Source organism: Streptomyces sp. NPDC058000 (assembly GCF_042886435.1).
Lineage (GTDB): Bacteria > Actinomycetota > Actinomycetes > Streptomycetales > Streptomycetaceae > Streptomyces.
In genome coordinates, this window is record NZ_JBHVQS010000006.1 from 1 (window position 1) to 19,820 (window position 19,820).

A 19,820-nucleotide genomic window follows, 5' to 3' on the forward strand; every position below is an offset into this window, starting at 1 on the left:
CGATCGTCTTGCTCGCCACGCCAGGGAACACCGTGCTGAAACGATCCCTCGTTCCCACCCCTGACCTGGGGATTCACGAAACTGCGGTCAGAGCCTGTGAGTCCCCAGACTTGCTCTTGCTCCCCACCTGCAGGCGGTCGATGTTCGTGCTGCGGTCGGTCGGCATCCGGCGGTGCAGGAGCGTGGCCCAGGGAAGAAGGCGTTCTTCACCTAGGAAGCCGCAACGGGAAGCGTCTGTTTCGCTTGAGCATAGGTGTCACTGGAAGTCAGCGGCGTGGTCGCAGACCCATTGGCGGTAGGTCCGTGCCGGTGTTCTGGTGACCGTTTCGACCGTGGAGGTGCAGGTCGGGCTGGGCGCGGCGAGCATGTCGGCGTAGCCGTCGAGTAGGGCATCCACGAATGAGTCGGGAAAGCTGTTGTCGGCCAGAAGCCGCTGTCGCGCTGCTTCATGGGACAGCTCCTGCCAGTGGAGCGGGCGGCCCAGCACCTCGCCGATGGTCCGCACTTGTTCGGCTTGAGTGAGGACCTCGGGGCCGGTCAGGTGGTGGACGGTGTGATCGTGGCCGTCATCGGTGAGGGCACGCACGACCACGGCGGCGATGTCCGCCTCGTGGAGGAGAGCCATGGACACAGCGCCGTACGAGCCCTCCACCACGTCACCGGTGCGGATCTGATCGGCCCACCACAAGGTGTTGGCGGCGAAGGTGCTGGGGCGCAGGTGTGACCAGGTGAGCCCGGACCGCTCAATGAGTCGTTCGATGTGTGCGTGGGACTGGCCCACGGGGTGGCGTTGCTGTTCGGGGGCGAGCCCGTCCTGGACGGCGGCGGACGACAGGAGTACGACCCGGTGGGCGTGTCGGGTGATGGCGTCCACGACGGTGGCAGCCGGTTCGGCGCTGTGGAACGGCCACATCAGGAACACGGCGTCCACTCCTTCCAACGCCGCCTCCAGCGCGGCGGGGTCGGCCAGGTCGCCCTGCCGCACATCGACTTCGCCGGGAAGCCTGGACGCAGCGGGATTGCGGGTCAGTGCCCGCACCGTGCAGGTGCGGGCGGCTATGAGTTGGGACGCCACCTGGCGGCCCACATTCCCCGTGGCCCCCGTGACCAGGATCGTGTTCTTGGCGGACATCGAAGCTCTCCTACCTGTGCTGTGCTGTGCGGGCGCGGGTACGCCGGCCACGATGAGCCACGTCACGCAGGGGTGCCAGACAGCGACTTATAGATGCGGGAATCCGTCATGTCATAGCCTCATGCAATGGATACCGTCACACTGGATGCGACCGACCGCGGCCTGATCCATGCTCTGCGGATCAATGGGCGGGTGCCGTTCCGCACGGTCGCCGAGGTACTCGGCGTCTCGGAGAACACCATCGCCCGCCGCTACCAGCGGCTACGATCGGCCGGCCTGGTGCGGGTCGTCGGGGTGGTCAACGGAGTGCGACTCGGCTGCACGTCCTGGACCCTCCGGGTGCGGTGTACCCCTGACGCGGCCAGCGCAATCGCGAGCGCACTGGCGGCCCGCCCCGACACCTCCTACGTATATCTGCTCTCCGGCGGTACGGAGGTCTCGTGCAACGTCCAGACACCTACCGCAGCCGACCGCGACTCCCTGCTGCTGGACAAGCTCCCGCGCACCAACCGCGTCACCGCGGTCTCCGCGCATCTCCTCCTGCGCGCCACAGCACTGCCCACCACCTGGACGGGCCCTGCTTGGCTCACTGAGCAACAGGCCCACCAACTCCGCCCCGGGCCCGCGTCCCCCGCCACCGGGCCCGTCGCCCTCGACCAGCAGGACCGGGCCTTGCTGGAGATCCTCGCCCGCGACGGACGGGCCGGCTACGCCGAGCTCGCGACCATGGCGGGCAGCGCGGACTCCACCGTCAAACGCCGCCTGGACACACTGCGCCGCGCTGGAGTCGTCACCTTCACTGCCGACGTCGCCCCAGCCACGCTCGGTTTCCCCACCGAGGCACGGCTTTGGATGTCCGTGCAGCCATCCAGGCTCTCCGACGTGGCACGGGCAATGGCCGACCACCCCGAGGTCTCCTTCGCCGCCATGACCACAGGCCCCAGCAACCTCGTCGCCGCCGTCAACTGCCGTGACGCTGACGACCTGTGTCGCTACCTCACCGAACGCGTGGCCGCACTCGATGCCATCCAGTCCATCGAGACCGCCCCGGTCATCCGCACCTTCAAGGCTGCGGGAGCCTGCATCCCCACCACCCGCTAACCGGGGCCCCGGCCACCCAGTAGGGCAGACTTCACCTGACCGGCACCACACACGACACCAGCTCCGGAGTCAACCCCCGAAGGATTTACCGAGCCGACCACTTAGCCTCGATTGGTCAGCGGGGTTCGGTCGCTGATCGATGCAGCTGTTCGCCCGTAATGTCCTCTGCTGTTGGAGGACGGGCCGTCGCGTGACGCTGCGGGATGCGCCGGGTTCCAGCAGGCCGTGAGTGGCGCCCGCGCCGTCGACGCGAACCAGGATCTTCGACTGGGACGAGTGCGGTATCTGATCCAGCGCGGCGGCGAGGACGCGGACGTGGTCGTCCACAGTGTTCGCCCCTGCGTTGCCCGGCTGCAGTTCCATCGCGAGGCTTTCGCCGGTGTTCGCGCACCAGCCGCCCAGCGGGTGGAAGCCGAACGTGCCCTTGAACGTGGCGGCGGCTCCTTGTTTCCGGGACGCGCTCGTGATAACCGTGGCGTCCAGGTCGATGACGATCCAGCCCGTCAGCCTCCGTCCGGCGACCGTGAGCCATGGGAAGCCACCGGGCCGCAGGTGGAGCAGCATCCACACGTGCCGACGCACCCGCCGCCCCACCTTCGCGATCCGCGTCAGGGTCCTCTCGTCCACTTCGGCCAGCAGGTGGCGCATCGTGGAGTCCGAGGCCGCAGGGCCCAACAGGCCCTGGTGGTGGAGCTGGAGCTGCTCGGCCTCCAGCAGGCTCCGCGCCCCGAGCACCATCGCGACGGCGAGCTGGACGAGCACCCCCGCCCGCTCCCGCCACCGGGCACCCGTACTGGAGGGCCGGCGCAACAGCACCGCCCCCGCATGCCCGACCAGCCCCTTCCATCGGCTGCCACGGACAGCCCACGATCCCACCCTGTACGCTCGCTCACCAGAAAGGTGTTCCGCAGCGGGGAGTGACACTGCACGCGGCCCAGCCGCTCAGCAGGCCCTCTCCGGCAAGGGAAAAAGGCCCGGCACGGGTCGCGCCCGAGGCCGTGGGATCGATCGCCACGAACATCAGGCTCGCGATCGCCACCTCCACGGCCGGCCCTGAGGCGTTCCAGGTTCCGCCGTGACGCAGACCTCGACATCCATCGAGGTCCGCCCTGCACGGCCGAGTCGGGTGTGGACGGTCAACAGGTCGACGGCGCGGACCAGAGGGCGGAAGGCCATTCGGTTGCGGGCGTTTCAAATTAATCAGACCTTGCCGCCTGATCGTCGGGCGTTCTCGGCCTAGCCGGCGCGCGGCCTCGCCCTGCCCCGCGCCCGCTCCAGCAAGTCGTAGACCGGCGGCGGTGCGGTTCCTCCGGGCGCCCCGGAGGAACCGCACCCATCACGCGTGAACGCTGCATGCGCGGGCGGTGCAACAGCAGCTGTCCCAAACCGGACCAGTCATCTGGCCAAGCGGCGCGATCGGGCGAAACAACACGGGATCAGTGGTCGTCCCAGTGCCCGTCGTGGAGGGCGTGGCGGTGCCCGTCGTGGACGTAGTCCACATGGTCGCCGTGCGGTATGGCGACGTGTCCGCATCCCGGCCGGTGCTGGTGGTCGTGTGCCTGGTGGACCGTGTGGCCCATCGGCTCGCACTCGTCGGCGTGGTCGTCGTGGATCCGGTGCACGTGCCCGTCGTGCACGTAGTCGACATGGTCGCCGTGTGGGACGGCGACGTGTCCGCATCCCGTCCCGTGCTGGTGCGTGTGGTTCGCGTGAGAAGTGTGCGTACTGGTCAGCATGGCAAAACCTGCCCTCTCCCTCGCATGAATGGATCTCTTCCGACGGGAGAGCCTGCACCTTCAGTGTTAACCAGGCGTGGCATTCGCAAAAGTCAGCGGAGGTTGGCTGGGATCACTTCCGTCCCGAGGTGCGCCGGGCGCCAGGAGGGACTGCGTTGCGTTCACATCGTTCCAGCTCGCTTGTACGGGGTGATCCATCGGAATCGGTGGGCCCGGCTTGAGCCGCATGCGCTGAGGACTGGGCAGTGCAGATCCCCCGCGCACATAGACATGGTTTTCATTTTCATCTAGCGTATCGGTGGAACCGTTGCCGAGCCGTGGGAGCAGAGCACCGGCTCGCCGGCATGTGACCGCACCGCCTGCCCCTGCCTTCGTCAGCCGGACTCACGGAAGCGAGGAACCACCACGATCGGCAGGAACGCGTCAACTCGCCGTGACACCAGGCGCGTTCTCCCCTGCACTCGGCTCGGTGCTCACGACATCCATGGAGGAGATCCCATGCCGTTGCCTGGCCAGCGTTCTGCGCGACCGCCGCAGTTCCCCGAGCTGAAGGAGGCGGTGCGGCGTCTGCTCGGCCTCGACGAGGAGAGCGCCGTGGTGATCCGCCAACTTGCCTGCATCGAGCCCGGCTGCCCGCCGCTGGAGACGGTCGTCGCCGTCCTGCCGATGGACGGCCCCGCCCGCCGCTGGACGCTGCACCGCCCGGCCGACCAGGTCACCGAGGACGACTTGCGTCGCCTGCTCGCCACCGCACCCGAAGGAGCCTGACCCGCCATGACCGACACCACCGATCGGACACCGGAGGCCGCAGAGGCCGCTGCCGTGGACGAACGCGTCCCCGTGACCGTGCTAACCGGGTTCCTCGGCTCGGGCAAGACCACCCTGCTCAACCGCATCCTCACCGAGCAGCACGGCCTGCGGATCGCCGTCATCGAGAACGAGTTCGGCGAGGTCGGCATCGACGACGCCCTCGTCCTGGACGCCGAAGAAGAGATCTTCGAGATGAACAACGGCTGCATCTGCTGCACCGTGCGCGGTGATCTCATCCGCATCCTGGGCGCGTTGATGCGGCGCCGGGAGAAGTTCGACCACATCCTGATCGAGACGACCGGACTCGCCGACCCCGCACCGGTCGCGCAGACGTTCTTCATGGACGACGAGATCGCCGCCCAGTTGCGCCTGGACGCCATCGTCACCCTCGTCGACGCCGCCCACGTCCTTCAGCACCTGGACGAGGAGAAGCCCGAGGGCGTGGAGAACGAGGCCGTCGAACAGATCGCCTTCGCCGACCGCATCGTGCTCAACAAGACCGATCTGGCCGACGAGGCCACCGTCGCAGAGGTCGCCTTGCGCATCCGCGCGATCAACTCCGGCGTCCAGATCATCCCCGCCCGGCACGCCGAGGTCGACCTGCAACAGGTCCTGGACGTTGGCGCGTTCGACCTCGACCGCGTGCTCGCCGACGACCCTTCCTTCCTCACCGAGACCGAGCACCAGCACGACACCACCGTCACCTCCGTCGGCATCGACCTGCCCGGCGAACTCGACGAGGACCGTCTCAACCGCTGGCTGGGCAACCTCCTGCGTACCAAGGGCGTTGACATCTTCCGCTCCAAGGGCATCCTGGCCATCGCGGGTGCCCCCAAGCAGTACGTGTTCCAAGGGGTGCACATGCTGCTGGTCGGCGAGTTCGGCCGGGACTGGAACGACGGGGAGCTCCGCGGCAACCGGCTGGTGTTCATCGGCCGCAACCTGGACCGGGCCGAGCTGGAACGCGACTTCGCCGGCTGCCTGGCCACCGCCGGAGCCGCCGTATGAGCATCGCCTCACCCGACGCCGACCTGGGCATCGTCTGGGACCTCACCCTCGACGACGCCCCCGTGGCACTCGGCACCGCACACGATCTCGTCGCGGTCGCCGGGGCCGAGGGCACCACCGTCATCCTGGACACCGCCACCGGCGCAGCCATCGGCACCGTCGAACTCCCCGGCGGCGCACTGCATACGGCCCTGTCCCCCGACGCCCGGCACCTGGTGGCCGCCGGCCCGACCGGATACGCGCTATGGCACCGGGAAGACGGCAACACCACTGTCAGGGAAAGCGGCGCCTGGTCATCGGCCGCCCGGTGGGCGGATGCCGAGCGGTTCGCCGTCGCCTCCGGCCGCCGCGCCCTCGTACTGGACGCCGGCGGCCAGGAGTTGTGGGCCACGGAGCCGGCCGCCAGTACCGTGACGGACCTGGCCTGGATGCGGGGCGGCCGACGCCTGGCGGTCGCCGCCTACGGTGCGGTGCGCTGCCACGAGCGCCACCAGGCCGCCCCGGTGCGGACCTACCCCTACCTCGGCTCACACCTGGCGCTGGCCGTCGCCCCCACCGACCGGTGGATCTGCAGCGGCAACCAGGACGCCTCCATCCACATCTGGCGCACCCGCGACGCCAACGAACTCACGATGTCCGGTTACCCGGAGAAGGTCTCGCGCCTCGCCTTCGACGACTCGGGCTGCTGGCTCGCGGCCGACGGCGCCCCCGACGTCACCGCGTGGGACTTCCGCGGCAAGGGCCCGGCCGGCACCGCACCACGCTCGCTGCGCTGCCACGAGACCGTCACGGCCCTGGCCTGGCGCCCCGGTGCCGAAGGTCACCTCGCCACCGGAGGCGACGACGGCACGATCGCCCTGTGGCGGGCCACCGCAGGACGGCCAGAAGCACGACTGCGCCCGGAGCGCACGCTCGACGGTGACGCGGCGGTGGCCGCCCTGGCCTGGGCCGGACCGCACCTGCTGATCGCCGCCTACCGCGACGGCCGCGTCCGCGCCCACCGCCTGCCCTCCCGGACCGCCCTGTGACCACGTATGGCGTGATCGGGGCAGCCCGCGCCCGCCCGGTCACACTGGTGGTGTGCCGGGGATGCTGCTGCGGAAACCCGCGCAAGCACCCCGGCACCGACCACGCCTGGCAACTGGACCGGCTGTACGCGGCGGCCACCGACTCCGACGGCCGATTCACCGTCCGCACGACGGACTGCCTGGGCCCCTGCGACCAGGCCAACATCATCGTGGTCCAGCCCTCCGGCGAGGGGCGACGCCGCGGCGGACGCGCCACGTGGATCGGCTGGGCCATGGACGATGCCGCCACCGACGACATACTGCGGTGGGCCGCCGACGGCGGTCCGGGAATCGCCCAGCCTCCACCCACGTTGGAGCTGCAGTTCATCCGCCCGCCGGGCGAGGTACGCAGGCGGACAGGCGGGCGCGAGCGTGCACGGCGGTGAGACTGCGGCCGATCGTTTCTCCCCATGCCCATGGCCCGAATGCCCGGCGAACACCGCCTCGGACGTACGGGAACCGACCCCACCGCGTGCACGTGCGGCGACCCCCATGGACGCAGCCACGATCACAACCGTCGCCGCCACCCTCCAGGCCCTCGCCGCCCCTTCCCGCCTACAGATCCTCACGACACTCCGGCAAGAGCCGCGCTCCGTCACCGAACTCGCCACCGCCATCGACATGGAACAGTCCGCCGTCTCCCACCAGCTCCGCCTGCTGCGCATCCTCGGCCTGGTGACCGGCCAGCGGGCAGGGCGTCGCATGGTCTACCGCCTCCACGACAACCACGTCGCCCAACTCCTCGACGAGGCCGTCCACCACATCGAGCACCGCACACTCGGGGACCGGGACGGCCGAGGGTAGAGAGGCCGCCACGGGCACACGGCACACAGACTTACGACCCGCCGGCCCACTTCTTACGGCTCGCCGCTGACCGCCTTCCGGCCTTGTCGCACGTGCCCAAGCAGTCGAGGCCGGGGTAGCCCTCCTCCCAGGCGACTGGGAGGCCGTGGTCTTCCACGCAGGCAGGTTGCCAATGCTCCTGGGCCTTTGCTCGCTCCGGGGTGGACGGTCAGGCAGTGCTCGGAGGGGTGTTGTCGGGGTACAGGTGCCAGCGCAGATCACGCACCTGAGGTTCGCGTGTCAGGAGGACGACCAGCCGTTCCAGGGCAGCGACTGCGGGGCTGTCCGGGGTGAGTGTCATCTGCAGGAGAACATCGACGCTGCCGTCCCGATTGATGGTGTGCACGCTGTGCAGGCGCGTGTCGGTGTCCGCGAACGCGCGGAAGCACAGTGCGCGTACCTTCTTCTCGACGCGGCGATCGCACACGGCCTGAAGCATGCAGTGCGTCCGTACGGGACGCACGACGGCCGTCGTGCACCGGGTAAGCGGGCGAAGCCAGATTTTCATACGGGCACCTTGCGAGCTGGCCGGTTAACAGAGCGTGGTAGGTGGGAAGTTGGCTGCCGTCACAGCTGGTTTGCGCTTCACGCAGGTGTCGCGGGCTGTGCGAGCTGTCGTGACGTGGGCTTTCCAGGGGCGGCGGTCTCCAGGTGCCAGTGGAGGTCGTGGACGGCGGGATTCAGCCAGACGTCGGCGATCAGTTGGCCCAGTGGCGCCGTGATGGGGCCTGAGGTCGTGAAATGCGCCTCCAGATGGACGACGTCCGGCTCGGCAGCCAGGACGCGGGGCTCGCCGGTTCCCACGCCGTGGGTTTGGAGGGCCTGGGAGAGCCGGGCCCGTATGTGAGGTTCCGCGTGCGGGTCGCAGCGGGCATGGACCGTCGCCAGAACGGTGGGGTCGGTGGCAGAAGGCGGGGAGCGGTCGATGAGTCGTCTGACGCTGGCGAGCAGCAGGGTGTTCGGAAAGGCCATGGCGGGGCCTCCTCTCCGTCGTCGGGTGGTGTGGTGGCCATGGTCAAGACGCCGAATGCCGGTGGGACTTGAGGCGCTGCCCACGGGTCTTGAGCTGCTTCCGGCCGCACCGGTCCCGAGAGCCGTCCGGGAAGGTGTGGGTGCGCTCAGTGCGAGAGGCCGGCTGTCGTACAAGGCCGAACGAGGCCCTCACAGATGCAGGACGGGGTTGTCGACGGCACCCTCCGCGATCCGCCGGACGGCCTGGTGGAGAAGGCGCGCACGGCTCGGATGACGCGTGGCGCCACGTATCGGGGACGGGCAAGGAAGAAGACGGACGGACATCGAGGTCACCTCCTTGAGGTGGCATGCCGGCAGCTGGGCATGGACCACCGAGGAGTAGCGGGCGGTCAGTGGGGACGCCGGGGAAGTCGGCGTCCGGGACATCAGGGGTGAGCCAGTGCGGTCGCGGTGATGTGGTGTGCCGCGGGCAGGGGCAGGTCGGCGAACCCGGCGATCCAGGGGGCCTCGTGGCCCTGCCGGGCGAGGATGTAGGCGAGGTGTACGTACGGGTCGTATACCGCGTTCCGGCGGGTGGACGCCGGGTAGTCCTCCGGGTCGTCCAGGAGATAGAGGCGTTCGACGCCGTCGTGCAGGGCCAGGTGCACGCGCGGGTGGACGCGGTCGGTTTTGGGGCCGGTGAGGGCGGCTGGCTTGGCGAGGGAGCGCATGGCTGTGCCTCCCGGTAGGTGAGGTTCAGGTGTCGGGTGGCCCCTGGGGCCGGCGGGAGAGTAGTCACCCCCGCCCCCAGGGGCGTCAGCGCCGGCGTGTTCTTCCTGTGCGCGGGGGTGTTGGGGCGTCAGGGGGTCACGTGCCAGTCGGCTTCGAGGTGCCGGCGGCCGTCGGGGCCGGTGACGGTGTGCCAGTGGGCGTGCGGGCGAGCGGGCTGGTCCTCGGCTGTGGTCCTGGTGGCGGAGGCCGGGCAGGGGAGTGTGTGCAGGACGGGGCTGTCCAGAGGGCTGTCGGCGATGCGTCGTACCGCTGTGGCGAGAAAGCCGAGTACGGCTCGGCCGGGGTTCCAACTGCGTGTGGAAGGGCGGTGGATAGCGGGGCGGTGGATGTGGACAGCGGTGAAGACGGACATGCGGAAGTCACCTCCGTTGAGCGGCGCGGTCGGCGGCGGGCAGGCGTGGCCGAGGGCGGGCGAACGATTCAGTGGTGTGCGGGCTTCAGCGCCCGCGTGGCGCTGCGGCCTGTGTCAGGTGCGGGGAGCCGTGGTGGCGGCTTCGGTGATGCGCTCGGCCGCGGGGAGCGGCAGGTCGGCGAAGCCGGCGAGCCAGTAGGCGTCGTGGCCCTGCCGAGCGAGGAGGTAGGCCAGGTGCACGCGTGGCTCGTAGCGGGCGTGCGGGCCTCGGGGACGGGGGCAGGTGCTGGGGCTGTCGAGCAGGTAGTTCCGCTCGGTGCCGTCATGCAGGGCCAACTGCACACGCGGACAGTCGTGGCTGGTGGGGTGCGGGGCGGTCCGGTTGTCGGTGGCGTGGTGGTGTCGTCGGGCCGGTGCGGTGAGCTTGGTGAGGTGCGGGAGAAGGCGCATGGGTGCCCTCCCTTCTCCGTGAGGGGTCGGTGGGTGGGGTGGCGGCGGGCGGGGAGGTCCCGCCGCCACCCGGGATGGAGAAGTAGTCAGTTGCCGAGGGCGACCTGGACGATCTTGATGACGACCAGGACCATCGCGATCAGCAGGTAGGTGCGCAGGGCGCCCATGCCGATCTTGCGGCCGGTGGACATGACCGGCCGGGTCAGCGTCTCCAGCGGCGGCATCCGCCAGTTGTCGCGGCCGGTGCGGTCGATGGGGTCTTCTTTGGTGGCGGTGCGCCGGCGGGTGAAGGCGTAGCCGGCGGCCAGCACCCCGGCGACACCGCAGCCGGCCATGATGTCGAGGATCATGTTGGAGCTGATGTCCGGGAAGAGGACCGAGGCGGTCAGGATGATCGACAGCGAGACCAGGACGCCGACGACCGCCGCGGTGAAGGCGTTGGTCTTGGGGCCGTTCACCCAGGGGCCGAGGACCTGCTTGTCGTTGCAGAGCAGCAGCAGGAAGACGGAGGCGGAGGGCAGCAGGACGCCGGCGAGGGTCTGGACGCCCTGGGTGAGCAGGCCGAGCGGGGAGCCGGGGATCAGCACGATCGTGGCCGCGGCGGCGACCAGGCCGGCGTAGACGGCGTAGAAGCCCTTGGCTCCCTTGATCCCGCGGTGCAGGGAGTGCTTCATGCCGAAGACGTCGCCGATGGCGTAGGCGGTGGACAGCGAGACGGCGAACGCGCCGATGATCGAGGCATCCAGCAGGGCGATCGCGAAGAGGACGCCGGCGACCTTGCCGGCCTTGGCCGAGATGCCGGTGATCAGGCCCGCGGTGTCGGTGAAGTTCCCGAAGCCCTTGGTGCCGGCGAAGGCGGCGGCGACCAGGCCCATCATGGCGGCTGCGCCGATGACGACGATGGCGATGCCGATCCACAGGTCGGCCTTCTCGTACTTCATGAAGCGCGGGGTGATGCGCTTGTCGATGACGTACGACTGCTGGAAGAACAGCTGCCAGGGCGCAACCGTGGTGCCCACGATGCCGATGATCAGCATCATGACGGTGGCCAGCTCACCGCTGCCGCCGGGGATGACCGGGACCACGAAGTCGTGGGCCATCTGCGAGGTCTTGGGGTGGAGCATGAAGTAGAGGGGGACCAGGAGCAGCGAGGCGGCGCACAGGGCGACGGCGATGCGCTCGAAGCGGCGGAAGGAGCCGGTGAAGGCGGAGGCGATGATGATGGCGGCGGCCAGGATCACCGAGGCGACCTTCGGCAGGCCCAGATGGTCGGCGGCCATCGTGATCCCGATGAACTCGGTGACCAGGGTCAGTGCGTTGAGCAGGAACAGGTCGATGACACTGAACGCGCCCCAGAACTTCCCGAACCGCTCCAGGATGAGGCGGGCGTGGCCGACGCCGGTGACGGCGCCGAGGCGGAGCACCATCTCCTGGTTGACGTACAGGACGGGGATCAGCAGTAGCAGGGTCCACAGCAGCTGGGTGCTGTAGTTCTGACCGGCCTGGCCGTAGGTGGCGAAGGCGCCGGCGTCGTTGTCGCCGACCATCACGATCAGGCCGGGCCCGACTATCGCGAGCAGCGTCTTGAACTTCGCGGACAGGCCCCGGCGCTCGCCAGTGTCGTCCTGCTTGATGGTGCCGAGCGCACCGCGGATGTCGCCCACGTGCGCGTCGTCAAGGACTGCGCTGCGCGGTGCGGGAGCGGTGGGGTGGGTGAGCGTCGTTTCGGTCATGACAGACCTCCCGTTCCCCCGAAGGGGGAGGTTTCGGGCATGCCTGGGCACCACACACGCTGCACGCGCAGGCCAGCGGCCCGGGACGGCGTCAGGCCGCACGGGTGCTGGGCGCTAGAACAGGGACGCGAGTACGCGCAGAAGGTGGTTACCGCATGCCGGGACAGGGCGAGAACAGGCGGAGGCGGGGCCTACTGTGGCCCGGACTACTGGGACCGCAATCCATGAACTCTCGCCTCCTCCCGGCCGGGGCGCGTGATCGCGCCAAACGACTCGGCAAAGAGCAGACCGGCCCGCATGACCGGTTCACCCCAACTCGTCAGAGCTTTGGCACTGCACGGCGTAATCCTGTGGGGCAGCCACTTGGGATCACCCCTTAAGTCGGGGAGATCTGTCCTGAACCTGGGCGTCTCTCGACGTCGTGGGGTCAGTGGCCTGTGTCCGTGCAGACGCCTCACCGAACGAGGTGCCTTGTTTCAAACCTCGACGAGTCTGGCTCATACTTGCGCATCATCGCAACTGCTTGACTCGTTCTTGACTTGTTGTTCCCCGGTGCGACACCTTTCACGGGGCCGTTCCGGCTGGGGGCGGTGCAGCACGGAACCGATGGTCCGCGCCGGAAAGCCTTCGAGGTCTTGGAGATCGCGCCCGGGATAACTCTTGCAGTGGAGGGGATCCACCGTGCCGGATCTCTACCGCGCCTACGACGACCGTAGGCGGGCTAGTCTGCGGCGCTGGTGACGGTGTCGCGGCGGGCGGCCGAGGCCGGTTCCCTCGTGTGGCAATCCCCATAGACGCTCGCTCGGTTGCGCGATCTTGCAACTAACGTGGAGCCCAATGCGTCCCACCCGTTATCGACATATCGCCGGATGAACCTGACCGGACGGACTGGGCACATGCAAGAGCAGCAAGCCGGAGCGACGGACAGCGGCCGGGGACAAGGTCAGCAGCCCGCACGTCACTCCTGGGGGGCGTCGTCGCCCGCCACGACGTACCGTGCTTCTCCGGCGGAGATAGAACCCAGGCGCTCCGGACGCCGAGGGTGTCTGGTGGGCCTGACGCTCGGAGTCGTACTCGTAGTCGCCGTCGCCCTCGGTGTCGTCTGGTGGCTGACCCGGCCGCCCGCACTGCCCACTATTCCCCGTCAGTATCTGGCGACCGTCCAGTTGGCCACCAAGACCTGCCCGGAGCTGAGCGTTCCGATGCTGGCCGCGCAACTCGACGCGGAGAGCCACTGGAACCCGCAGGCGGACTCCGGCCAAGCGCAGGGCATCGCGCAGTTCCACCCGTCGACCTGGGCGGAGTGGGGCAAGGACTACACCGGCGACGGCAAGGCCGACGTATGGAACCCAGCCGACGCCATCCCGGCCCAGGGCGCCTACATGTGCCACCTGTTCAAGGAGGTCAAGGGCATCCCCGGCGACCCCACCCAGCTCGCACTCGCCGCGTACAACGCGGGCCCCGGCACGGTGCGCAAGGCCCACGGCATCCCACGGATCCCCGAGACGCAGAACTACGTCAACCGGATCGAGGCGCTGATCCCGAAGTACACCCAGACCTACGCCAAGCAGATCAGCGCGTCGCCCAGCCCTCCGGGCAACTGACCCCCACACAGTCAGCGCCAAGCGAAACAGCGGGATTGGTCATGACGCCGAGCGAGGTGAACCAGGCGTCGCCCACGCCTTCCGGGGACAGCGGGCGGCCCTGCAGCTTCTTGGCCTGGTGGCGGAGGTGCAGCCGGACGGCGACCGCGGCGAAGAGCGCGACGGCCAGTGCCGGCACCATGCCGTCGACCTGAGCCGGTCGCGGGCAGGGGACAGGCCGAGGGCCACTCCTTCGAGCAGCGCGTCCAGGACCGGCCACCGAGCGCCGCCGCCCCCTGAGCGGTGCGCGGGAGGCGGCGTACGAAGCGGATGCCTAGCGCCCTCCGGCTTCACCCGGGGCGTCTGCCGCCCGCTCCGTGCCGCTTCTTGTGGTGCACCGCCGCAGAGCGCGGGCCGACGGCTGTCCACACTGTCCATTCGTCGATGGTGGCCAGGTCCAGGTCGGCGTCGTGGGCGATGTCCTGGTGCCGCATGCCGGCGCGGTGTGCGGCGAGCACGGCCTGGCGCAGAGCGTCCGCGCGGGCCGCGAGCCCGGTACGCAAGGTCTCGGCGCCGGCTGAGGTGAGGGCGGGGGCGTCTTCGGCGAGCCGGTGTGCGGCCTGGCGTACAGCGCGGCGTACGGGCGGGAGGCGAGGGTCGTCCGCAGGAACGCCGCCGTGCGGGGCCAAGGGCGGATGGGTGCGGTCGTGCCGGGGTGCCGCGTCGGTCAGCAGCCGGACGATGGTTGTGGGCAGGTGGAGGTGGCGGGCGATGAAACGACCCTCGTAGCCGAGGAGGGCGAGGGTCCAGGCGGCGTAGAGGCGGCGGAGGTCCGGCGCGTTCGGCCGGTTCAGAAGCGGGCGGACGGCGTCCATGGGGAAGCTTTCCAGGGCGTGGCTGCTGAGCCAGCCCTCTGCGCTGGGCCGTTGCGGCGGACGGGGACGGGCATCCGCACGGCGGGGCCGTATGAGGAGCAAGGCGGTGATGGCGGTGCCGGCCAGGGCGCCTAGAACCACCGGCCGAAAGCCGGAGGGGGCGAGGGCCAGTGCCAAGGTCTCCAGCAGGACCAGAACGGCAAAGGTAACGGTCACCGATTCAGCGACGGGGCCGTGCAGCCAACGGTTCATACCTTGCCCTCCCATCAGCACCCGTGACCGCTCGGTACGACAGTCGGACATGCCGTGGCGGTCACACGCGGAGGGAAATCCCCACAACAAAGAGACCATCGAACACACGTACATGCTGGCACGGATACGCAAGGGGCACGAGGTATACCCGCAACCTTCACGGCTGGCTGCTTCCCCACGGGAATCCGTTCCGCGGCTCTTACTGAGTCCGGGCTGCCCTTCGCCATCCGCATCGAGCCTCGCCTCGCCGCACACGTCCCGGAACTTCCTTGTGCAGGCGCCTGTTCCGAGTCTGTTCGCTCAGCGCTAGGCCGGAGCCCTGCGGCCGGCCGCCGGTATGCCCATCGCGGTCGCAGCGCGGGGATGGCGTGTGCCCCATTCGACCTGGGCTTCGACACCGACACCGAGTTCGCCCTGCTGGTGCTGGCCGGCTCGGGTGCCGCCTCCGGCCTACCCTGGTACGCGATCCTGTGCCTGCCCGTCCTCTTCGCGGCGGGCATGTCGCTGCTGGACACCATCGACGGCTCGTCCATGAACTTCGCCTACCGCTGGGCCTTCTCCAAGCCGGTCCGCAAGGTCTACTACAACCTCACCATCACCGCTCTGTCCGTCGCCGTGGCCCTGATCATCAGCACCGTCGAACTCCTCGCCCTGCTCGCCGACAAACTCGACCTCCACGGAGCGTTCTGGGACTGGATCGGCGGCCTGGACCTGAACGTGATCGGGTTCGCCATCGTCGCCCTCTTCGTGGCGACCTGGGCCATCGCTCTCGTCGTGTGGAAGGTCGCCCGCATCGAGGACAAGTGGACCGCCCACATCCAGCCCAGCGAAGCAGCCACGGACTGACCGCACGAACCGTCCCGGTGGCGGGGAAGCCGGCTGGGACGGCGGACGGGGCAGCTGCCACGTGGCCGCCGGTCCCGCTGGTCCGTGTGGTCGCAACCGGACATGATGCCGCCATTCACGACGAGAACCCTGCGGAAACGAGCCTCTCGGCGATACCCGGCTACTGCCGCGGCGCTCCCCCGCGCCCCCACCCGGTGAAGAAGTCCCGGAACCGACGGTGGGACGCCTCGTCCGCGGGGTAGTCGCCGTCGCCCTCGTCCGGGTGGCCGATCACCGTCCAGCTCACTGCGGAGACGGCGGGTTCCAACGACAGTCGGCTGACGGCCGCTTCGAGAAGGGAGTCGTCACGGCGTTCGGTGGTGAGCTCGGCGGCGACGGTGACCTTCCCTTCCTCCGCGTCGCGGCTGTACACCGAGTGCAGCCGGAAGCCGGGCCGGGTGACGGCCTGGACGATCAGGGCTCTGATGTGTGCCTCCTCCGGCTCGGTGCATACTGCCTCGAAGTGGTAGTTAGTGGCGACCTCGGCGCCGCCGCGCGGCTCCCGGTCCAGGCGCCGGCCCAGCGGCCGCAGCAGCAGGTTGGCACCCACCACTGCAATCGTGCCGAGCCCCGCCAGGACGTACAGCCCCGTGCCGGCCAGGGCGCCGACCGCGGCCGAACACCACAGCGTGGCCGCGGTGTTGAGTCCGCGCACGCTCAGCCCGTCGCGGATGATGACACCGGCTCCGAGGAAGCCGATGCCGGTGACGATCTGGGCCGCGACCCGCGAGCCGTCGTATCCGACGGTACTGGTGGCCTGCGCGAAGCCGTAGTTGGACAACAGGACGAACAGCGCGGAGCCAGCGGCCACCAGCGCGTTCGTCCGCAGCCCGGCCATCCGGGCCCGCCACTGCCTCTCCAGGCCGATGGCTGCGCCGAAGCCGAGCCCGGCGGCGATGTTGTCCACCATCTGCCACTCGTTGATGATGGCCATGATCCGTTCCCCTCGTCCTTGATCCCTTTCCCGCGTTTGCACCTGTATCGGCGACTCACAGCCAGGTACTGAACCGACGCATGCACCTCGGGCTCGTTTCCACAGGTCGCTCGGCGTGAACGGCGGCATCGTGTCCGGTTCCGCCCATCTACTGGGTGGTTACAGTGGTCCAGCTCAGCGGACTTCTGCCGGCTGACCGCGGGGAGGGCCAACGCCCGTGCTGACGTCGGGGAATCGACTTGAACCAGCGCTTGGGTGATTTGCTCAAGCGTTGGCCGCCAAGATGCTCCTTGGTGCCCCTACCTGAGGGGGTGGGGTAGGGAGCCGGGGTGCCGCGAGCGTGCGGTGCGAATTCACGCAGCTCGGAAGCGATCGGGGCGACGATAGCGGGCGCAACACGCGTGGTGCACGGACCCGCCGAAGGGTTCACCCGACAGGCTCGATGAGCGTCGGCCGCCCGGTCGGCGGCCGTTGGGCGGCAGGGGTCAGCAGCCGCATTCCTCGCCGCGCCAGGCTTCGATGCCTTCGCGGACGGCGAGGCCGGCGACGAGCAGGCCGACGGCCGGGTCGAGCCACCACAGGCCGAACAGGGTGTTGGCGAGCAAGCCGACCAGGACCGCGGCGGCCAGGTAGGCGCAGAGCAGGTTCTGGGTGCCCTCGCCGCTGGTGGCGCCGGAGTCCAAGACCTTGCCGAGGCGCCGCTTGGCCCGGCCCAGCAGCGGCATGACGATCAGCGAGGACACTGACAGGCCGATGCCGAGCCAGCTGGTGGACGGCTTCTCGCCCGTCACCAGGGTGGAGATCGCGTCGTAGGCGATGTAGGGGGCGAGGAGGAAGAAGGTGACCGCGACCGCCTTCTGCGCGCGAGCCTCGGCGGTCTCGGACAGGGTGCGGGCACCGCTGAACCGCCAGACGATGATCACGGAGGCGAGGCCCTCGATCACCGAGTCCAGGCCGAAGCCGAGCAGGGCGACCGAGCCGGCTATGACTGCCGCGGTGAGCGCTATCGCGCCCTCGGCGGCCATGTAGGCAAGGGAGAGCCAGGACAGCAGCTTGGCCCTGCTTGCGGCGGCGTGCCAGGCGGCGTCCCGCTCGACGGGCGGGCGGCAGCAGCCATCGGTGCAGCCCGGCTCGCAGTGGCAGCCACCTGCCTCCGCGATGGTCAGCTCTTCTGCGCCGGCCTCGGGAGCGCTCATCCGCCTGCTCCGTCCGGGATGCCGTAGGTGGGGCAGAGGGCGACCGCCTCGCCGGTGGCCTCCAGCAGGAGCTCGGCCGCCTGCAGCAGGTCAAGGAGCGAAGGCTGGGTGAGGGTGAAGACCGAGGCCCGGCCGACCGGGCGGGAGTCGACAAGGCCGCACTCGCGCAGGCAGGACAGGTGCTTGGAGACCGTCGACTGGGCCAGGCCCAGCTGCTCGACGAGGTCGACCACACGGGCCTCGCCGGTCGCCAGGCGCCGCACGATCGCGAGGCGGGCCGGGTCGCCCAACGAGCGGAACAGCGCAGCGGCCGGCGCGAGGCCCACCCGCCCATCAGCCACCAAAGGAGATGTCATCGCCATATCGCGATGGTATCGAGAAATCTTCCAGGCTCGCTATGGGGCCTCACATTCGGTCGACTCCGGTGCTTGGGACAATCAACCGGTGACCACTACGAAGGCCGCCAAACGCACGACTCTGCTCCGCCGGGGCTTCGCCCTGGAGTACACCACTCTCGCCTGGAACGTGGTGGGCATCGTCGTGCTGGCGATCGCCGCCTGGTCGGCACGATCGGTGGCGCTCGCGGGATTCGGCTTGGACTCCCTGATCGAGATCGGCGCGTCGACCGTGGTGATCTGGGAGCTGTCCGGCACTGGCGAGGACCGGCAACGCCGGGCCCTGCGGCTCATCGGCGGCGCCTTCGCCGCATTGGCCGTGTATCTGCTGGTGCAGTCCACGCTCGTGCTGGTCAGCGGCTTCCATCCGCATCACTCCCCGCTGGGGATCACCTGGACGGCGATCACCGCGGCTGTGATGTTCTCCCTGGCCGCGGGCAAGGCACGTACGGGGGCGGCCCTGGACAACCCGGTGCTGAAGACCGAGGGCCGCGTCACCCTGATCGACGGCCTGCTCGCCGCCGCGGTCCTCGTCGGGCTGCTGCTCAACCTCGCCTTCGGATGGTGGTGGGCCGACCCGCTGGCCGGCTACGTCCTCGTCTACTACGCGATCCGCGAGGCGTGGGAGATCTTCTTCGGCGACCACTGATCCGCTCTGCTCACTGACGCGCCCTCCAAGCTGCCACGGCTGGAGGAGCCGCTCCCCGAGAAGGAAGAGCCCGAGCGCGATCAGCGCAAGTGCGGCCAGGCGCTCGGCGTTCTCACGCAACCGCTCGCCGACCTGGGAGCCGAGGAGAAGACCGAGCTGGGCCGCGAGGAACGCCTGGACGGCGATCGCGACGACCGCCCCGGCCGCGGGCAAGCGGACCAGGCCCAGGCCCAGGCTGAATCCAATGGCCAGCTCGTCCAGGCTGATGCTCAGGCCGAGCCCGAGCATGGCCCAGCCGCGTGCCGTCACGAGGCGTTCGGCGGCTTCCTCCTCCTTCTCCTCGTCGGAGAACAGCATCCAGGAGCCGAGGATGACCAGGGCCGCGGCGGCCACACAGTCCGCAGTGTCGCCGAGCGCACGGGCCAAGGGGCGCCCATGGCATACCGCCCTCGAACACAGTGAACAGTGCGGCGATTCGCCATCGCTGGGGCGAGGTCACACCAGTCGCCCCGATCAACGCAGCCACGGCGAACGAGTCGATGGCCAGCGACAACACGAGGGCGATCAGTTTCAGCACGTCGGTCGGTCTGGCAGTGCCCTGAGCAGCGGCAACCACCAGTCTGGCTTTATCGAGCAGTGGCAGCGAAGTCACTCATCGATGGATCCGGGAGGCGCCTCCCATACACCGCCCGCGGTGTCGATGGGTACGGGAGGCAGTGCCCACGGAAAACCTGCAGGCCGGCAATCAAGCTGATCCATCCGGCCGCCTGCCCCCGTAGCCAACGCCTTTGACCTCGGCTCTCGACGACAGCTGAACTCATTCGACGCCGACGTCGGCTTGTCTCGATGCGATGACGCTGCGGACGGCCGTCGACCACGCAGATGTTGTCGACGTCGGTTGAATCGGGTTCTGGCACACATTCCGAATGCTGGTGGCGATCAGTCGGCTCCTGGCCGGACGGGCCGGTGCCCGACTCGCGGGCATGCTGCACTGCACGGTCAGCCCGAACACTCTGCTCCACCGCGTCCGAGCTCTGCCGGCCGAGCCGCTGGGGAAGAGTCCCCGCATTCCGGGC

General features: G+C 69.3%; 23 protein-coding genes, 2 pseudogenes and 1 riboswitch. Of the genes and pseudogenes, 9 read left to right on the plus strand and 16 right to left on the minus strand.

Going from position 1 to position 19,820, the window contains the following annotated elements; all coding sequences use genetic code 11:
* Window positions 1-256 precede the first annotated feature (256 nt).
* Complete coding sequence (locus ACFVT2_RS08680; RefSeq protein WP_390013903.1) at window positions 257-1,132, minus strand: SDR family oxidoreductase; 876 nt, start codon at window positions 1,130-1,132, stop codon at window positions 257-259.
* 126 nt (window positions 1,133-1,258) lie between these two features.
* Here ACFVT2_RS08680 and ACFVT2_RS08685 point away from each other — a divergent pair, with 126 nt between their 5' ends.
* Window positions 1,259-2,233 carry an Lrp/AsnC family transcriptional regulator gene (locus ACFVT2_RS08685; protein WP_390013906.1) on the plus strand — a complete coding sequence of 325 codons (975 nt, stop codon included), beginning with the start codon at window positions 1,259-1,261 and terminating at the stop codon, window positions 2,231-2,233.
* 69 nt (window positions 2,234-2,302) lie between these two features.
* Here the strand turns inward: ACFVT2_RS08685 and ACFVT2_RS08690 are convergent, their stop codons facing one another.
* From ACFVT2_RS08690 to ACFVT2_RS08700, 3 genes are all read right to left on the minus strand, one after another.
* On the minus strand, window positions 2,303-2,995 hold the full coding sequence (locus tag ACFVT2_RS08690) for a transposase (RefSeq protein WP_390013908.1): 693 nt from the start codon (window positions 2,993-2,995) through the stop codon (window positions 2,303-2,305).
* A 258-nt stretch (window positions 2,996-3,253) separates the two neighbouring features.
* Window positions 3,254-3,409, minus strand: a complete 156-nt coding sequence (locus ACFVT2_RS08695) for a hotdog domain-containing protein (protein ID WP_390013910.1) — start codon at window positions 3,407-3,409, stop codon at window positions 3,254-3,256.
* 260 nt (window positions 3,410-3,669) lie between these two features.
* Window positions 3,670-3,969, minus strand: coding sequence for a hypothetical protein (locus tag ACFVT2_RS08700; protein WP_390013913.1), 300 nt, complete (start codon window positions 3,967-3,969; stop codon window positions 3,670-3,672).
* Window positions 3,970-4,467: 498 nt separating this feature from the next.
* On the opposite strand from ACFVT2_RS08700, the gene ACFVT2_RS08705 reads away from it, so the two are divergent.
* From ACFVT2_RS08705 to ACFVT2_RS08725, 5 genes are all read left to right on the plus strand, one after another.
* A complete protein-coding gene (locus tag ACFVT2_RS08705) occupies window positions 4,468-4,737 on the plus strand; it encodes a hypothetical protein (protein WP_390013916.1) in 270 nt (89 codons plus the stop codon).
* A gap of 6 nt (window positions 4,738-4,743) precedes the next feature.
* Window positions 4,744-5,787, plus strand: a complete 1,044-nt coding sequence (locus ACFVT2_RS08710) for a CobW family GTP-binding protein (RefSeq protein ID WP_390013919.1) — start codon at window positions 4,744-4,746, stop codon at window positions 5,785-5,787.
* Entirely contained in the window at window positions 5,784-6,815 is a 1,032-nt protein-coding gene (locus ACFVT2_RS08715; protein ID WP_390013922.1) for a WD40 repeat domain-containing protein, read from the plus strand. Before ACFVT2_RS08710 ends, ACFVT2_RS08715 begins: the two co-directional genes overlap by 4 nt.
* A 14-nt stretch (window positions 6,816-6,829) precedes the next feature.
* Window positions 6,830-7,240, plus strand: a complete 411-nt coding sequence (locus tag ACFVT2_RS08720; protein ID WP_390014457.1) for a (2Fe-2S) ferredoxin domain-containing protein — start codon at window positions 6,830-6,832, stop codon at window positions 7,238-7,240.
* A gap of 106 nt (window positions 7,241-7,346) precedes the next feature.
* A complete protein-coding gene (locus tag ACFVT2_RS08725; protein ID WP_390013924.1) occupies window positions 7,347-7,658 on the plus strand; it encodes an ArsR/SmtB family transcription factor in 312 nt (103 codons plus the stop codon).
* A gap of 208 nt (window positions 7,659-7,866) precedes the next feature.
* Here ACFVT2_RS08725 and ACFVT2_RS08730 read toward each other — a convergent pair whose 3' ends face one another.
* The 6 genes from ACFVT2_RS08730 to ACFVT2_RS08755 form a co-directional block, all read right to left on the minus strand.
* Window positions 7,867-8,136 (minus strand): hypothetical protein, encoded by a 270-nt coding sequence (locus ACFVT2_RS08730; protein WP_390013927.1) that lies wholly within the window; start codon window positions 8,134-8,136, stop codon window positions 7,867-7,869.
* A 146-nt stretch (window positions 8,137-8,282) separates the two neighbouring features.
* On the minus strand, window positions 8,283-8,669 hold the full coding sequence (locus ACFVT2_RS08735) for a hypothetical protein (protein ID WP_390013930.1): 387 nt from the start codon (window positions 8,667-8,669) through the stop codon (window positions 8,283-8,285).
* 425 nt (window positions 8,670-9,094) lie between these two features.
* Window positions 9,095-9,379, minus strand: coding sequence for a hypothetical protein (locus ACFVT2_RS08740; protein WP_390013933.1), 285 nt, complete (start codon window positions 9,377-9,379; stop codon window positions 9,095-9,097).
* Window positions 9,380-9,507: 128 nt separating this feature from the next.
* Entirely contained in the window at window positions 9,508-9,792 is a 285-nt protein-coding gene (locus ACFVT2_RS08745) for a hypothetical protein (protein WP_390013935.1), read from the minus strand.
* A 114-nt stretch (window positions 9,793-9,906) separates the two neighbouring features.
* The gene (locus ACFVT2_RS08750) at window positions 9,907-10,242 is read right to left on the minus strand and encodes a hypothetical protein (RefSeq protein WP_390013938.1); all 336 of its coding nucleotides are present in this window, start codon (window positions 10,240-10,242) and stop codon (window positions 9,907-9,909) included.
* Between the two features lie 86 nt (window positions 10,243-10,328).
* Window positions 10,329-11,975, minus strand: coding sequence for an NRAMP family divalent metal transporter (locus ACFVT2_RS08755; protein WP_390013941.1), 1,647 nt, complete (start codon window positions 11,973-11,975; stop codon window positions 10,329-10,331).
* A 303-nt stretch (window positions 11,976-12,278) separates the two neighbouring features.
* Window positions 12,279-12,448, minus strand: a riboswitch (M-box (ykoK) riboswitch).
* A gap of 576 nt (window positions 12,449-13,024) precedes the next feature.
* Here ACFVT2_RS08755 and ACFVT2_RS08760 point away from each other — a divergent pair.
* Window positions 13,025-13,579 carry a lytic transglycosylase domain-containing protein gene (locus tag ACFVT2_RS08760; RefSeq protein ID WP_390013943.1) on the plus strand — a complete coding sequence of 185 codons (555 nt, stop codon included), beginning with the start codon at window positions 13,025-13,027 and terminating at the stop codon, window positions 13,577-13,579.
* Here the strand turns inward: ACFVT2_RS08760 and ACFVT2_RS08765 are convergent.
* Together ACFVT2_RS08765 and ACFVT2_RS08770 are read right to left on the minus strand one after the other, a co-directional pair.
* Window positions 13,548-13,760, minus strand: a complete 213-nt coding sequence (locus ACFVT2_RS08765) for a hypothetical protein (RefSeq protein ID WP_390013946.1) — start codon at window positions 13,758-13,760, stop codon at window positions 13,548-13,550. The genes ACFVT2_RS08760 and ACFVT2_RS08765 overlap by 32 nt on opposite strands.
* A gap of 148 nt (window positions 13,761-13,908) precedes the next feature.
* Window positions 13,909-14,649 carry a hypothetical protein gene (locus tag ACFVT2_RS08770; protein ID WP_390013948.1) on the minus strand — a complete coding sequence of 247 codons (741 nt, stop codon included), beginning with the start codon at window positions 14,647-14,649 and terminating at the stop codon, window positions 13,909-13,911.
* A 414-nt stretch (window positions 14,650-15,063) separates the two neighbouring features.
* Here ACFVT2_RS08770 and ACFVT2_RS08775 point away from each other — a divergent pair.
* Window positions 15,064-15,531: pseudogene (locus ACFVT2_RS08775) on the plus strand (HoxN/HupN/NixA family nickel/cobalt transporter); the annotation flags it as partial.
* Window positions 15,532-15,691: 160 nt separating this feature from the next.
* Here ACFVT2_RS08775 and ACFVT2_RS08780 read toward each other — a convergent pair.
* From ACFVT2_RS08780 to ACFVT2_RS08790, 3 genes are all read right to left on the minus strand, one after another.
* Window positions 15,692-16,498, minus strand: coding sequence for an MgtC/SapB family protein (locus tag ACFVT2_RS08780; protein ID WP_390014460.1), 807 nt, complete (start codon window positions 16,496-16,498; stop codon window positions 15,692-15,694).
* Window positions 16,499-16,989: 491 nt separating this feature from the next.
* Window positions 16,990-17,700 carry a cation diffusion facilitator family transporter gene (locus ACFVT2_RS08785; RefSeq protein WP_390013951.1) on the minus strand — a complete coding sequence of 237 codons (711 nt, stop codon included), beginning with the start codon at window positions 17,698-17,700 and terminating at the stop codon, window positions 16,990-16,992.
* Window positions 17,697-18,062 (minus strand): ArsR/SmtB family transcription factor, encoded by a 366-nt coding sequence (locus ACFVT2_RS08790; RefSeq protein ID WP_390013954.1) that lies wholly within the window; start codon window positions 18,060-18,062, stop codon window positions 17,697-17,699. Before ACFVT2_RS08790 ends, ACFVT2_RS08785 begins: the two co-directional genes overlap by 4 nt.
* An 82-nt stretch (window positions 18,063-18,144) precedes the next feature.
* On the opposite strand from ACFVT2_RS08790, the gene ACFVT2_RS08795 reads away from it, so the two are divergent.
* Window positions 18,145-18,744 (plus strand): cation transporter, encoded by a 600-nt coding sequence (locus tag ACFVT2_RS08795; RefSeq protein ID WP_390013956.1) that lies wholly within the window; start codon window positions 18,145-18,147, stop codon window positions 18,742-18,744.
* Window positions 18,745-18,813: 69 nt separating this feature from the next.
* Here the strand turns inward: ACFVT2_RS08795 and ACFVT2_RS08800 are convergent.
* A pseudogene (locus ACFVT2_RS08800) lies at window positions 18,814-19,170 on the minus strand (manganese efflux pump); the annotation flags it as partial.
* Window positions 19,171-19,820: the final 650 nt, after the last annotated feature.